This is a genomic window from Bradyrhizobium sp. 172 (genome assembly GCF_023101065.1).
Taxonomy (GTDB): domain Bacteria; phylum Pseudomonadota; class Alphaproteobacteria; order Rhizobiales; family Xanthobacteraceae; genus Bradyrhizobium; species Bradyrhizobium canariense_D.
This window is the reverse complement of sequence record NZ_CP064701.1, coordinates 8,081,950-8,095,523: the sequence shown is the minus strand read 5'-3', so window position 1 is coordinate 8,095,523 and position 13,574 is coordinate 8,081,950. Positions and strand designations below refer to the sequence as shown.

Annotated in this window: 12 protein-coding genes and 1 pseudogene; 5 read left to right on the top strand and 8 right to left on the bottom strand. The window is 64.8% G+C overall.

All coding sequences use genetic code 11. The features are described 5' to 3' along the window. Nucleotides 1-114: 114 nt before the first annotated feature. Entirely contained in the window at nt 115-2,550 is a 2,436-nt protein-coding gene (locus IVB07_RS38255) for a heavy metal translocating P-type ATPase (RefSeq protein WP_247295837.1), read from the bottom strand. 50 nt (nt 2,551-2,600) lie between these two features. On the opposite strand from IVB07_RS38255, the gene IVB07_RS38250 reads away from it, so the two are divergent. Next, entirely contained in the window at nt 2,601-2,876 is a 276-nt protein-coding gene (locus IVB07_RS38250; RefSeq protein WP_007598521.1) for a metal-sensitive transcriptional regulator, read from the top strand. Nucleotides 2,877-2,979: 103 nt separating this feature from the next. Here IVB07_RS38250 and IVB07_RS38245 read toward each other — a convergent pair whose 3' ends face one another. Then, complete coding sequence (locus IVB07_RS38245) at nt 2,980-3,957, bottom strand: YiiX/YebB-like N1pC/P60 family cysteine hydrolase (RefSeq protein WP_018459587.1); 978 nt, start codon at nt 3,955-3,957, stop codon at nt 2,980-2,982. Nucleotides 3,958-4,149: 192 nt separating this feature from the next. On the opposite strand from IVB07_RS38245, the gene IVB07_RS38240 reads away from it, so the two are divergent. Together IVB07_RS38240 and IVB07_RS38235 are read left to right on the top strand one after the other, a co-directional pair. Beyond that, on the top strand, nt 4,150-5,538 hold the full coding sequence (locus tag IVB07_RS38240) for an FAD-dependent oxidoreductase (RefSeq protein ID WP_247295839.1): 1,389 nt from the start codon (nt 4,150-4,152) through the stop codon (nt 5,536-5,538). 158 nt (nt 5,539-5,696) lie between these two features. Next, nucleotides 5,697-6,557: pseudogene (locus IVB07_RS38235) on the top strand (IS30 family transposase); the annotation flags it as partial. A 163-nt stretch (nt 6,558-6,720) separates the two neighbouring features. Here IVB07_RS38235 and IVB07_RS38230 read toward each other — a convergent pair. The 3 genes from IVB07_RS38230 to pheS are packed head-to-tail and all read right to left on the bottom strand — an operon-like array spanning nt 6,721 to nt 11,001. Continuing rightward, nucleotides 6,721-7,491 carry a sulfite exporter TauE/SafE family protein gene (locus tag IVB07_RS38230; RefSeq protein WP_018455726.1) on the bottom strand — a complete coding sequence of 257 codons (771 nt, stop codon included), beginning with the start codon at nt 7,489-7,491 and terminating at the stop codon, nt 6,721-6,723. Nucleotides 7,492-7,513: 22 nt separating this feature from the next. Then, the gene (gene pheT / locus IVB07_RS38225) at nt 7,514-9,922 is read right to left on the bottom strand and encodes a phenylalanine--tRNA ligase subunit beta (protein ID WP_018455727.1); all 2,409 of its coding nucleotides are present in this window, start codon (nt 9,920-9,922) and stop codon (nt 7,514-7,516) included. Further along, entirely contained in the window at nt 9,919-11,001 is a 1,083-nt protein-coding gene (gene pheS / locus IVB07_RS38220) for a phenylalanine--tRNA ligase subunit alpha (RefSeq protein ID WP_026233010.1), read from the bottom strand. The genes pheT and pheS overlap by 4 nt, the downstream gene beginning before the upstream one ends. A 151-nt stretch (nt 11,002-11,152) precedes the next feature. Between pheS and IVB07_RS38215 the strand changes: the two genes are divergently transcribed. Beyond that, nucleotides 11,153-11,563 (top strand): hypothetical protein, encoded by a 411-nt coding sequence (locus tag IVB07_RS38215; RefSeq protein WP_026233011.1) that lies wholly within the window; start codon nt 11,153-11,155, stop codon nt 11,561-11,563. Nucleotide 11,564: 1 nt separating this feature from the next. On the opposite strand, the gene rplT is transcribed toward IVB07_RS38215, so the two are convergent. After that, the gene (rplT, locus tag IVB07_RS38210; protein WP_007598538.1) at nt 11,565-11,924 is read right to left on the bottom strand and encodes a 50S ribosomal protein L20; all 360 of its coding nucleotides are present in this window, start codon (nt 11,922-11,924) and stop codon (nt 11,565-11,567) included. Between the two features lie 81 nt (nt 11,925-12,005). Next, nucleotides 12,006-12,206, bottom strand: coding sequence for a 50S ribosomal protein L35 (gene rpmI, locus IVB07_RS38205; protein WP_007598540.1), 201 nt, complete (start codon nt 12,204-12,206; stop codon nt 12,006-12,008). A 270-nt stretch (nt 12,207-12,476) separates the two neighbouring features. On the opposite strand from rpmI, the gene IVB07_RS38200 reads away from it, so the two are divergent. Then, a complete protein-coding gene (locus IVB07_RS38200; protein ID WP_026233012.1) occupies nt 12,477-12,881 on the top strand; it encodes a hypothetical protein in 405 nt (134 codons plus the stop codon). Between the two features lie 117 nt (nt 12,882-12,998). Here the strand turns inward: IVB07_RS38200 and infC are convergent, their stop codons facing one another. Then, nucleotides 12,999-13,538, bottom strand: a complete 540-nt coding sequence (gene infC, locus IVB07_RS38195) for a translation initiation factor IF-3 (RefSeq protein ID WP_085349942.1) — start codon at nt 13,536-13,538, stop codon at nt 12,999-13,001. Nucleotides 13,539-13,574 lie beyond the last annotated feature (36 nt).

Here is a 13,574-nt window from a genome sequence, read left to right as displayed (position 1 = left end):
GGCAAATCTACTCATGCCGGTGCGCGTGCTGGCGTGCCTTCGTCGGCTCCGCTTCGTCCAGGCTACGCGCATCTTACCGCGTTTCGTGAACGGTGCGAGAGAGAAGGCGCTCGCTCACAGCCGCGTTGCCCGTAGCCGCAGCGCGTTTCCAACGACGCTGACCGAGGACAGCGCCATCGCGGCCGCGGCGATGATCGGCGACAGCAGCACGCCGAACGTTGGATAAAGGATTCCGGCCGCGATCGGAATGCCTGCGGCGTTGTAGATGAAGGCAAAGAACAGGTTTTGCCGGATGTTGCTCATCGTCGCCTGCGACAATTTTCGCGCACGCACGATGCCGGTCAGATCGCCCTTCAGCAAGGTGACGCCGGCGCTCTCCATCGCCACGTCCGTGCCGGTGCCCATGGCGATGCCGACTTCGGCTGCGGCCAGCGCTGGCGCGTCGTTGACGCCGTCGCCAGCCATCGCGACGCTGCGGCCGGCCTTCTGCAGCTTTGTCACCACCGCGCTCTTCTGATCCGGCAGCACCTCGGCCTCGACATCGGCGATGCCGAGCCTGCGCGCGACAGCCTCCGCCGTCGTGCGGTTGTCGCCGGTCAGCATGATGACCTTGATGCCTTCGGCCGCGAGTGCCTTCAGCGCCTCCGGCGTGGAAGCCTTGACCGGATCGGCGATCGCGAACAGGCCGGCGAGCCGGCCGTCGACGGCCATGTTGATCACGGTCGCGCCATCGCCGCGCAGCCGTTCGGCCTCGCCATCGAGCGTTTTGGTGTCGATGCCGATCGACATCAGATATTTGGCATTGCCGAGCACGATGGTTTTGGCGTCGACCTTGCCGGTGGCGCCCTTGCCTGTCGGCGAATCGAATTGCTCGACCTGGCCCAGCGCGAGCTGCTTCTCCTTCGCCGCGCGCATGATCGCGTCGGCCAGAGGATGCTCGCTGGCGCGCTCCACGCTGGCGGCCAAGCGGAGGATGTCATCTTCCGCAAAGCCGGCCGCCGGCACGATCGCGACCACCTTCGGCTTGCCCTCGGTCAGCGTGCCGGTCTTGTCGACCACCAGCGTGTCGATCTTCTCCATCCGTTCCAACGCCTCGGCGTTCTTGATCAGCACGCCTGCCTGCGCGCCGCGGCCGACGCCGACCATGATCGACATCGGAGTCGCCAGGCCAAGCGCGCAGGGGCAGGCGATGATCAGCACGCTGACGGCGGCGACGAGGCCGAAGGCCAGCCGCGGCTCCGGTCCGAACCAGGCCCAGGCTGCGAACGCGATGACGGCAACGGCGATCACCGCCGGCACGAACCAGCCCGCGACCTGGTCGGCGAGACGCTGGATCGGCGCGCGCGAGCGCTGCGCGTCCGCGACCATCTGCACGATCTGCGACAGCAGCGTCTCACGCCCGACCTTCTCGGCGCGCATGATGAAGCTGCCGGACTGGTTGAGCGTGCCGGCGATCACCTTCGCGCCCGTCTCCTTGGTGACCGGCATGGATTCGCCTGTTACCAGCGACTCGTCGAGCGAGGAGCGGCCTTCCAGAATGACGCCGTCGACCGGCACTTTTTCGCCCGGCCGCACGCGCAGGCTATCACCGGCATGAAGGGCGTCGATTTCGACCTCATGCTCGCTACCGTCGGCATCGACGCGGCGCGCGGTCTTCGGAGCGAGCTGCAGCAGCGCCTTGATCGCACCTGAGGTCGCGTCGCGTGCGCGCAGCTCCAGCACCTGCCCGAGCAGCACCAGCACGGTGATGACCGCCGCGGCCTCGAAATAAACCGCGACCGCGCCTTCATGGCCGCGGAAGGTGGCCGGGAAAATCTGCGGCGTGATGGTGCCGATCAGGCTGTAGACATAGGCGACGCCCGTGCCCATCGCGATCAGCGTGAACATGTTGAGGTTGCGCGTCAGCAGCGACTGCCAGCCGCGGACGAAGAACGGCCAGCCGGCCCACAGCACCACTGGCGTTGCAAAGACGAGCTGGATCCGATTCGACAGCGTCGCATCGATCCAATTGTGCGGGCCCGCGAGATGGCCGCCCATCTCCAGCACGACGGCCGGCAGCGCCAGCGCGCCGCCGATCCAGAACCGCCGCGTCATGTCGGCAAGCTCGGGATTGGGACCGGTCTCCAGGCTCGCCACTTCCGGCTCCAGCGCCATGCCGCAGATCGGGCAGGTGCCGGGTCCGGCCTGGCGGATCTGCGGATGCATCGGGCAGGTGTAGATCGTGCCTGCGGGCATCTCGGGCTCGGGTGTCTTGTCCTTGGCGAGATATTTTGCGGGGTCGGCGGCGAATTTGCTGCGGCAGCCGGCCGAGCAGAAATGGAAGGTCGCGCCGTGATGATCGAAGCGGTGCTTGGACGTCGCGGGATCGACCGTCATGCCGCAGACGGGATCGCGGACTTTTGCCGCGGCGCGGTGGTCATGCGCGTGATAGCCGTGCGCGCCGCAGCATGAGGCAGCCGCGGGCTTCTCGACCGGGACAGCCTTACTGGAACAGCCGCAGCCGGAATGTGTTTCCGGCTTGCGATGGTGCTCGTGTTCGGCGTCGTTCATTGCCACGCTCCGGCCTTGCAAGTGATACCCTAGGGGGGTATATAGTCCGCATGCGCAAGGACATCAAGGCATCCGTCGGAAAACGTCTCGGCCGGATCGAGGGGCAGGTTCGCGGCCTCTCGAAAATGGTCGAGGAAGACCGCTATTGCATCGACATCGTCACGCAGATCTCGGCGGTGCGCGCCGCGCTGCGCCGGGTCGAGGAAGAGGTTCTGAAAGATCACGTCGCCCATTGCGTCGAGCATGCGATCGCGAGCGGCGACAAGGCGGACCAGCGCGAGAAGATCGCGGAGCTGATGGCGGTGATTGGGCGGGCGGAGCGGTAGATCGCCGTCATTGTGAGGAGCGTAGCGACGAAGCAATCCAGACTGCTCAGGCAGAGACCTGGATTGCTTCGCTGCGCTCGCAATGACGATAGTGGAGCGACGGCTACGCCGCCCGTTCGCGCGCCCGACCGCGCCGCCTTGGGCGGTCCATGGCCAGCTTCTTCAGCCGCCGGAAGCGCTCCGAGACGGTGACGCGATCGACCGTCTCCGCTGGGTGCGCGCTCACTTCTTCAGCCGGAATCGGCGCCTCTTCGTCAATCGTTTCAGGAACGAGCGGCGGCGCACGGAACGTTTCTGGAAACACACCGAAGGTGCCGGCTACCTCCTCGAGCGGCTTCTGCTTGTCGGCCCAGTGCAAGGCGGTGTAGTCGAAGCCGTGCACGATGGTGGGTTTGACGACTTCGAAATAGGGCGAGATGTCGAAGTCGCGGGGCATGTAGAGCGAGGAATCGCGGATGTGCAGGATCTCGCGGCGGGCAGCACGGCTGCCGGCCTTGGTGATCTTGGGCAGGATCGGGTAACGCACGGCGTCGAACGCTTGCGCGATCAGGGCCGAGCAGATGATCTTGGTGGGATCGCCCGAGCCGATCGAGATCATGCGCCGCCGCCAGCGCTGCGGGATCGGCAGCGGAAACAGAAAGCGCATCAGGTCGACGATGTTCTTGGTGTCGTAGCCGAAGCCGATGCGGTTGATTGCATAGCGGCAGACCGTGGTGCGGTCCTCATAGGACAGCCCGACCGGGCGGCAGACGCGGGTGTGATAGGGAAAATATTTCGACAGCGGCGCGGAGGTGACGCCTTCGCCGATATTGGCCTCGATCAGCACGTGCGGCTCGCCGTCGGGCTCTTCCGCACCCTCGATCGGGCCGACATAGAGTGCGCCGTGGGACCAGGTCGACTGCGTCAGATATTTGATGATGCCAGAGATGCGGTTGTTGCCCTCGACCAGCAGCACGTCGCCGGGCTCGATGACGCCGCGCAGATGCTCCGGGTCGCTCGGCGTGAACGGCTCATAGCCCGGCACCTCCTTCGAGAGGTACGCGGCAATCAGCTTGCCGACTGAGTCCAGGACCGTCCCCATTTCAAAACTCCCCCACGGCCTTTTCCGGCCGTCTTTTTCTCTTCTCTACCATGGTCGGAACGTGTTGCAATTCGGTTCATCGATTTGTGACATCAAGCACGATTGATTCACCATGATGGTTGCCGCGCAACATCAGATACGGCAAGGTTCGCTAGCTGTTCCCGTTTGCCGCAAGTCTCCGGAAACCATGACATGACAATCACGCGCCGCAGCTTCCTATCGGCGTCGGCGGGCCTTGCCGCGATGCCGGTCCTGCGCGCAACCGCCGCGACCCTGCCGCGCGAGGCTGACATTGTCGTGATCGGCGCGGGCGCGGCGGGAATTGCCGCGGCGCGGCGTATCATGGCGGCCAATCGCAAGGTCGTGGTGGTGGAGGCTGCGTCGCAGATCGGCGGCCGCTGCATCACGGATACGACCACCTTCGACACGCCGTTCGATCGCGGCGCGCGCTGGATGCACAATCCCGACACCAATCCGATGATCCGGCTGGCGCGCAGTGCCGGGCTCGACGTTCTGCCGGCGCCCTCAGGCCAGAAGATGCGCATCGGCCGCCGCAACGCACGGGCCGGCGAGACCGAGGAGTTCCTGGCGGCGTTGGTCCGGGCCAACCGCGCCATCGACGAGGCCGCGCGCGGCAAGCTCGATACCGCCTGCGCCTCGGTGCTGCCGAAGGATCTCGGCGACTGGGCCGGGGCGGCCGAGTTCATGTTGGGTGCGAGCTTCGCCGGCAAGGACCTGAAGGAGCTGTCTGTGATCGACAAGGCGCGTGCACAGGATCGCAACGCCGCGATCGCCTGCCGCCAGGGCCTGGGGACCCTGATCACCAAACTGGGTGAGCAGGCGCCGGTCGCACTGTCGACACCGGCGAGCCGGATCGTCTGGAGCAATCGCGACGTCAGCGTGGAGACACAGGCCGGCAGGATCGCCGCCCGCGCGGCCATCATTACGGTCTCGACTAATGTCCTGACCTCGGGCGCGATCAAGTTCGGGCCTGACATTCCGAAGCGCACGCTCGATGCCGCATCAAAGCTCACGCTCGGGAGCTACGATCACATCGTGCTGCAGCTACCGGGCAATCCGCTCGGCCTGTCGCGCGACGACATCCTGATCGAGCAGAGCAACTCGACGCGCACGGCGCTGATGTTCGCCAATATCGGCGGCTCCTCGCTGTGCTCGATCGATGTCGGCGGCTCGTTCGGCCGTGATCTCACCCAGCAAGGCGAGAAGGCGATGACGGCCTTCGCCAGAGAATGGATCACGAAGCTGTTCGGCAGCGAGGTCGCCGCAGCCGTGCAGAAAGCCAGCGTGACGCGCTGGAACGCCTCGCCGTTCGTGATGGGTGCGATGTCGGCGGCCTCGCCCGGCGGTCAGTTCTCGCGAAGAATCCTCGCCGAGCCGATCGGCAACATGTTCCTCGCCGGCGAAGCCACGCACGAGACGCTCTGGGGCACCGTCGACGGCGCCTGGGAAAGCGGCGAGCGCGCCGCGGACGCGGCCTTGCGCAAGATCGGCGCGCTCAAGGACGAGCCGGCCGACGTCCCGACGCAGTCCACGAAGAAGCGGCGAGCGCCGCGGCAATAGGCAATTGACCTGGACAAGCGCAGCGCAGATCCAGGACCCATGACCCCAGAAGTCGTTTGGCGAAGACTTGTGGTGGCCAGCTCGCGCTACAAACGCTGGGGTAATGGGTCCCCTGAGTTCACAAACGAAGTGCAACACTTCCATCTGGAGGTGTTGCCATGGGGCGGACTTACAAACAGCTCTCCCTTGACGATCGATGCAAGATTGCCCGCCTTTCGGCCAATGGCGGCTCGGTCGGGCAAATCGCGGCAGCTTTGGATCGGCCGCCATCAACGATCTCTCGGGAGCTGAGGCGGAACCGTGGCAGGCAAGTCGGCTACAAGCCAAGCTATGCTCAGCAGCAGACCCGGGCGCGGCGCTGGAAGGGCTCTCGCCTCGAGCGGGACGCCAGCTTGCGCCGCGAGGTCTTGGCAGGCTTGAGCCGCGGTTGGTCACCCGAACAGGTCGCAGGCAGGTTGGCCCGGGAACGTGGCCGTAGGGTGATCTCCTGCGAGAGCATCTACCGCTTCATCTACGCCCAGATCACACGCACGACGGACTTCACCTGGCGGCGCTATCTGCCTCGAGGCAAGAGCAAGCGAGGCCACCGCGGCAAACGAGGCGGGAGCCCCGCAAGCTTCATCGAAGGCCGTGTTTCGCTGGCAGAACGGCCTGCCGAGGTCGCCGATCGCAAAGTCCCGGGCCACTGGGAAGCCGATCTGATGATGTTCTCCAAATACCGGCAGGCCATCCTGGCCGTCCACGAGCGAACCTCGCGCCTGCTGCTCGCCGTTCCCATCGAACGCAAGTTCGCCGCCGGTATCGCTAGCCATCTCGTACGCCTGTTCAAAGCCGTACCGGAGGCACTGCGCCGTACCGTCACCTTCGACAACGGCACCGAGTTCGCCGCCCACCTTTCCTTGCAGAGCCTCTTGATGAAGACCTTCTTCTGCGACCCGCACGCGCCGTGGCAAAAGGGCGGCATCGAGAACGCCATCGGCCGCTTGCGCCGCTTCATCCCCCGAAAGACCGACCTTGAAAAGCTCCCAACCAGGCGCTTCCGTCAGTCCATTGCCGCCTACAACAACACCCCGCGCAAATGCCTTGACTTCAGAACCCCGGCAGAGGCCTTCTCCTCTCAACTGTTGCACTTCGAGTGTGAATCCACCTCCTGGCTTTCGCCAGGACGACTCGCGGAGAGACTTACCGTAACACCCCGTCCAGCAGCGGCAGTCCCGCGATCACCGCGAGCGCGATCAGCGCGTAGCAGATGGCGCGAAACACTTTCTCGCTGGCACGGCCGAACAGCGACGCACCGAAGGCGACGCCGATCGCATAGACCGGCCCGACGATGAGCGATAGCACAAGCGATTCGCGTGAGATCAGGCCTGTGGTCGCGTAACTGATCATCGAGAAGAAATCCGACGCGCCGAAGAACAGCAAGATGTTGGCGCGCGCGACGATCGATGCGACCGGGCGGCCGAGCCAGTAGCCGACGATCGGCGGGCCGCCGGTCTGGGCGAGGCCGCTACAGAAGCCGGAGAGGCTGCCGATGCCGACCGAGAGCCACGCGTGGTCCTTGCCGCGATAGCGCCAGCCCGACAGCAGCAAGAGCAACAGCGCGGCGACGAAGCAGGAGATGATCCACCGCGTCGTAACGGGTTCGAGCACGCTGAGGAAATAGGTGCCGACGGGCACGCCGACCAGCGCGCCCAGCACGATCACGGCGGTGGCCTTGCGGTCGGCCTTGCGCCAGGCGTCAGGCAGCAGCGGCGCGGCCGCGACGAAATCGATCACGAGGAGCAGCGCGGCAACCAGACGCGGCGCCGCGATGCTGCTCGCCAACGGCATGAAGATCAGCGCCGAGCCGAAGCCGGAGAAGCCGCGCGCGGTGCCCGAAACGAAAGCGACGGCGCAGAGCGCCATCGCAATGGTGAGGCTGACGTCCTTTGGAAGAAAGTCAGTGAGATTCATGCTCTATGATTCTCGAGCATGATCATGCTCTCAAAGTGCCGCCGGTCTTCTTCGTCACCTCCGCCACGATTTTCGCGGCGACGGCCTCGATCTCCTGGTCGGTCAGGGTCTTTTCGCGCGGCTGAATCGTCACCGCGATCGCGATCGACTTCTTGCCGTCGTCGATGCCCTTACCTTCGTAGACGTCGAACACGTTCACAGCGGTGATCAGCTTCTTGTCGACGCTCTGAGCCGCGCGCACGATGTCGCCGCCCTTCACGGTGCGGTCGACGATAAAGGCGAAGTCACGCGACACAGGCTGGAATGCCGACAGCTCGATCACGGGCTTGGCACGGGTCGGCTTTTTCTTCGCCTCGGGGATGCGGTCGAGGATCACCTCGAACACCATCAGCGGGCCGCCGGCACCGAGCGCCTCGAGCGCGCGCGGATTCATCTCGCCGAAATAGCCGAGCACGTTTTGCGGCCCGATCTGGATCGTACCGGAGCGCCCGGGATGCAGCCAGGACGGGCCGCCCGCGACGATCTGAAGGGCCTGCATTGGTGCGCCGGCGGCGGCGAGTACCGCGAGCGCATCGGCCTTGGCATCGAACACGTCAGCCTGCGCCGAACCCGACCAGTGTCGTCCCAGACCTTGCGACGACGCAAAGCCGCGGCGGAGGCCGCTTGCCGCCATGAACTGATCCTGCGGGCGATCGCCCTTGAACACCTGCCCTACCTCGAATAGCGCGACATCGCTCAAGCCGCGATCGGCATTGGCCTGCGCCGCCGCGATCAGGCCGGCCAACAGGGTCGGGCGCATGTCGGACAAATCCGACGCGATCGGGTTGGCGACCTCGAGTTCGCGCTGGCCGCCGCCGAACAGCTCTGCGGCTGACTTGGTGATGAAGGACCAGGTCACCGCTTCGATGATGCCGCGGCTCGCCAGCGCGCGCCTGGCGCGGCGGGTGCGGAGCTGGAGCGGGGTCAGCACGGATTTGCGTGCGTCCTCGCCGCGCTCGAACGGCGTCATCGGCACCTTGTCGACGCCGTAGATGCGGACGACTTCCTCGACGATGTCGGCCTTGCCGTGCACGTCGGTCCGCCATGACGGCACCGCGACCTTCACGACGGGCCCCGGGCCCGCCATCATGAAGCCGAGATGAGTCAGGATGCGCTTCATCTCCGGCATCGGCACCTCGATGCCCGAGAGGCGCTTGACCTCGGTCACCGGAAAATCGATCACGCGGTCGTCGCCGAAGCTCTTGCCGACCACGACGTTCTCGGACGGCGTGCCGCCGCACATCTCCAGCACGAGTTTTGTCGCGAGCTCCAGCCCCGGCACCATGAAAGCCGGATCGACACCGCGCTCGAAGCGGTAGCGCGCGTCCGAATTGATGCCGAGCTTGCGGCCGGTCTGGGCGATGTTGATCTCGTTCCACAGCGCCGATTCGATCAGCACGTCGGTGGTAGTCTCGTCGCAGCCCGAGGCCTCGCCGCCCATGATGCCGGCAAGCGATTCGACGCCGTGCTCGTCCGCGATGACGCAAATCGCGGGATCGAGATTGTAGCTGCGGCCGTCAAGCGCGAGCAGCGTCTCGCCGTCGCGGGCGCGGCGCACCACGAGATTGCCCTTCACTTTCTTCGCGTCGAACACGTGCAATGGCCGTGCGCGGTCGTAGGTCATGAAGTTGGTGATGTCGACCAGCGCGTTGATCGGGCGCAGCCCGATCGCGGTCAGTCGCTTCTGCAGCCATTCCGGCGACGGCCCGTTCTTCACGCCACGCACGAGCCGCAGCGCGAAGCCTGGGCACAGCGCCGCGTCCTCGACCGTGACCTTCACCGGGCAGGGGAATTCGCCCTTGATCGGCTTGATTGTGGGGTCCTTGAACTTGCCCATGTCGGCGGCGGCAAGGTCGCGCGCGATGCCGTGCACGCCGGTGCAGTCCTGCCGGTTCGGCGTCAGGTTGATCTCGACTACGGGATCGCCGAGGCCGGCCCATGCGGCGTAGGCAGCGCCGATCGGCGCATCCGCGGGCAATTCCATGATGCCGTCATGGTCGTTGGAAATCTGCAACTCAGCCGCCGAGCACAGCATGCCGCGGCTCTCGACGCCGCGGATGGTGCCGACACCGAGCGTGATGTCCTTGCCGGGAATGTAGGTGCCGGGCGGGGAGAACACGCTGACGAGACCCGCACGCGCATTCGGCGCGCCGCACACCACCTGCACGGGTGCGCCGCCATCACCGGTGTCGACCATGCAGACGCGCAGCCGATCCGCATTCGGATGCTGCTCGGCGGATATCACCTTCGCGATGGTGAAAGGCTTCAGCGCCTTCGCCTTGTCCTCGATGTTCTCGACCTCGAGCCCGATCATGGTGAGCTTCTCGGCGAGCTTGTCCAAGGGCTCGTCGGTGTCGAGATGTTCCTTCAGCCAGGAGAGAGTGAATTTCACGAGCTCAGCCCTCCCGCGAGGGTCGGTACTTCGAGCGGCTTGAAGCCGTAATGGGACAGCCAGCGGACGTCGCTGTCGAACAGCTGGCGCAAATCGGCGATGCCGTATTTCAGCATGGCGATGCGGTCGATGCCCATGCCCCAGGCAAAGCCCTGGTACTCGTCGGGATCGATGCCGCAGGCGCGCAGCACGTTCGGATGCACCATGCCGCAGCCGAGAATCTCGAGCCAGTCCTCGCCCTCGCCGAAGCGGATCTCGCCCTTGTCGCGGCGGCACTGGATGTCGACTTCCAGCGACGGCTCCGTGAACGGGAAGAACGAGGGCCGAAAGCGCATGTTGATGTGGTCCACCTCGAAGAACGCCTTGCAGAACTCGTGCAGGATCCATTTGAGATGGCCGAGATGGGAGTGCTTGTCGATGACGAGGCCTTCGACCTGGTGGAATTGCGGCGTGTGGGTCGCGTCCGAATCGATGCGATAGGTGCGGCCCGGGCAGATCACGCGGATCGGCGGCTTCTGGCTCAGCATGGTGCGCACCTGCACCGGCGAGGTGTGGGTGCGCAACAGCATGCGGGAGCCGTCCTCCTTCGGGTGGAAGAAGAAGGTGTCGTGCATCTCGCGCGCGGGATGGCCTTCCGGAAAATTCAGCTTGGTGAAGTTGTAGTCGTCGGTTTCGATATCGGGGCCTTCGGCAACCGAGAATCCCATGTCGGCGAAGATCGTGGTCAGCTCGTCCCAGACCTGGCTCAGCGGATGGATGCGGCCGGCCTCGGCGGGCGCATCGCGCAGCGGCAGGGTGACGTCGATGGTTTCCGACGCAAGCCGCGCGTCGAGCGCCGCCGATTTCAAGACGTCGCGCCGCGCCGCGAGCGCCTCAGTGACCTTGTCCTTGGCCTGGTTGATCGCGGCGCCTTGCGTCTTGCGCTCGTCCGGGGACATTTTTCCGAGCGTGGCAAGAAGCGCCGAGATCGAACCCTTCTTGCCGAGGGCTGCGACGCGCACCGCTTCGAGGGCGGCCTCATCGCCGGCTGCGGCGATGTGGTCGAGGATGGATGTTTCGAGCATTGCGAGGTCGGACACGGTCAAATCCCTGCTGCCAAATTCGGCTGGGTTGTCGCCGCCCGAAGGCTGTAACGTCAAGCGAAAAGCCGGTCATTTCGGGCTGACGAGCGGCTGGGTTGAACCTCGCGCGGGGGCCTGGCACCAAGGGGGATACGAGGAGGCTTTCGCGATGCTCTCAAGATCCGGTCTGGCTGCTGTCGCCGCCGTTCTCTTGGTCGCCGGCAACCCGGCGCGCGCCATGGTGTGCATGGAGAAATCCATGACGCTGGACGAGGTCGTCGACACCATCGCTGCTCAGAAGGGCTGCGAAAGCGCGATCAAGGTGTTTCAGGATTGCCAATTGACCGCGAGCGGCGATGTCCAGCTCGGCGCCGCCGTCGAGAAGAAATGCGAGGCGGACTTCATGCCCGGCCTCAACATGGCGCGGAAACAGGCTTACCAACGCGAGATGCGCGTGTGTGACCGGAAGTACCGGAATAAATCCGGCACCATGTATCTGTCGTTCACGGCATTCTGCCGGGCGGAGGTCGCCCGGCGCTACTCGCAACGCGCGCTGAAGGCCGGCGGAGCCGGCCGCTAGCTCAGGCCGCCAGAGCGGCCTTGGCCTTCTCGGCGATCGCCTGGAACGACGCGGGCTCGTTGATCGCGAGATCCGACAGCACCTTGCGGTCCACGGTGATCCCGGACTTGGCCATGCCATCGATAAAGCGGCTGTAGGTCAGGCCGAACGGACGCACGGCGGCGTTGATGCGCTGGATCCAGAGCGCGCGGAACGTCCGCTTCTTGCGCTTGCGATCACGGAAGGCATAGACGAGAGCCTTCTCGACCGCCGGCTTGGCGGTGCGGATCGTGTTCTTGCGGCGGCCGCGGAAACCCTTGGCGGCCTTGTAGACTTTCTTGTGCTTGGCGTGGGCGGTCACACCGCGTTTGACGCGAGCCATGACAAAAATCCTTCGAAAGATGACTTGATGTTCGGATCGCCGCGAAAGCTGCGGCGCGGGTGGCAATGATCGTGGACGCGATCAGGCGTTCGGCAAGAAGTACTTCTTGACGTTGTCGCCGTCGGTCTTGAACAGCACGGCGGTGCCGCGCAGCTGCCGGATCTGCTTCTTCGTCCGCTTGATCATGCCGTGACGCTTGCTGCGATGAGCGAACATCACTTTGCCGGTGGCAGTCACCTTGAAGCGCTTTTTAGCGCCCGATTTGGTCTTCAGCTTGGGCATTTGGCTCTCCTAATGGCCATAGAAATCCGCCCGCAAAGGCGGCTGGCCGTCAAAATGCTCGTTAGAGCGTTGATTGTGCTCAGGTTTTACGAACAAGCGCGAAACCCGCACGGACACCGCCACGGCAGCCCTTAATCAGCCGGGCAATGAAGGCTGGGCTTATGACAGAGGACGGGCGAATTGGCAACGATGAACCGGTGGAACCTAGCCGGCGACTATCCGGAATTGCTAACCTCATGTCCGAGCCGTGTGACCCGGAGCAGGACCAGAATGCCCCCTTTTTCCCAAACGCTGTCGTCCTTGACTGATGTCGCTCGTCCGCGCTGCCTGGCGCTGTTGGCCGTGCTCGCCATGGCCGCGTTTCCGTCGAGTGCCAATGCGCGCATCCGCGGCTATGACGGCGTCTGGAACGTCACCTTCGCCACCACCCGCGGCAATTGCAGCTCGGGCTACAGCGTCCCCTTCACCGTCACCGGCAGCCGAGTGTCGTCCGCCGGCGGCGGTCGGGTCTCCGGCAGGGTCAATCGCAGCGGTACCGTCGCGGTCCAGGTCTCGGTCGGGGCCTCCCATGCCAGCGGCGGCGGCCGCCTCGCTGGCGTGAACGGCGCCGGTTCGTGGAGGGGTATCATCTCCGGCGATCAGTGCAGCGGCACCTGGCATGCGACGAGGACGTAATTATCGCCTCCAGAGGACGGTGCGCTCTCTCTTGCGCAAGCGGGAGAGGCAAAAAAACAAAACGGCCCGCCGGAGATCCGGACGGGCCGTTGAATTCTTCAGCCTAAAGAACCAGCGTCAGCGCGGCGCCAGCACCATGACGACCTGACGGCCCTCGAACCGCGCGTCCTGCTCCACCTTGGCGAGCTCGGCGACGTCGGTCTTGATCTTGTCGAGCAGCTTGGTGCCGATCTCCTGGTGCGCCATTTCGCGGCCACGATAGCGCAGGGTGATCTTGACCTTGTCGCCTTCTTCGAAGAACCGCTGCATGGCGCGCATCTTCACTTCGTAATCGTGGTCGTCGATCATCGGGCGGAGCTTGATCTCCTTGATCTCGACGATCTTCTGCCGCTTGCGGGCTTCGGCGGCTTTTTTCTGCGCGGAATACTTATACTTCCCGTAGTCCATGATCTTGCAGACGGGAGGGCTGACGTTCGGCGAGATCTCGACCAAATCCATGCCGGCTTCCTGGGCCAAGCGGATAGCCGCGACGGTCTCGATGGTGCCCTTGTTGTCACCGGTCTGATCGATCAGCTGGATCTGCGCATTGCGAATATCGTCATTGATGCGCGGCCCGTCTTTGGCGGCAGTGGGCGGGGCTTTATTTGGACGGCGAATGGGTGGTTCTCCAAAGTTATGAAAAGAGGCGGCTAT

Bases quoted from the DNA above. Each gene is read 5' to 3' on its own strand.
- rplT (WP_007598538.1), bottom strand. From the start codon at position 11,924: ATGGCTCGCGTCAAACGCGGTGTGACCGCCCACGCCAAGCACAAGAAA.
- IVB07_RS38230 (WP_018455726.1), bottom strand. From the start codon at position 7,491: ATGAATCTCACTGACTTTCTTCCAAAGGACGTCAGCCTCACCATTGCG.
- IVB07_RS38215 (WP_026233011.1), top strand. From the start codon at position 11,153: ATGCTCTCAAGATCCGGTCTGGCTGCTGTCGCCGCCGTTCTCTTGGTC.
- IVB07_RS38240 (WP_247295839.1), top strand. From the start codon at position 4,150: ATGACAATCACGCGCCGCAGCTTCCTATCGGCGTCGGCGGGCCTTGCC.
- IVB07_RS38250 (WP_007598521.1), top strand. From the start codon at position 2,601: ATGCGCAAGGACATCAAGGCATCCGTCGGAAAACGTCTCGGCCGGATC.
- rpmI (WP_007598540.1), bottom strand. From the start codon at position 12,206: ATGCCCAAGCTGAAGACCAAATCGGGCGCTAAAAAGCGCTTCAAGGTG.
- IVB07_RS38245 (WP_018459587.1), bottom strand. From the start codon at position 3,957: ATGGGGACGGTCCTGGACTCAGTCGGCAAGCTGATTGCCGCGTACCTC.
- IVB07_RS38255 (WP_247295837.1), bottom strand. From the start codon at position 2,550: ATGAACGACGCCGAACACGAGCACCATCGCAAGCCGGAAACACATTCC.
- IVB07_RS38200 (WP_026233012.1), top strand. From the start codon at position 12,477: ATGCCCCCTTTTTCCCAAACGCTGTCGTCCTTGACTGATGTCGCTCGT.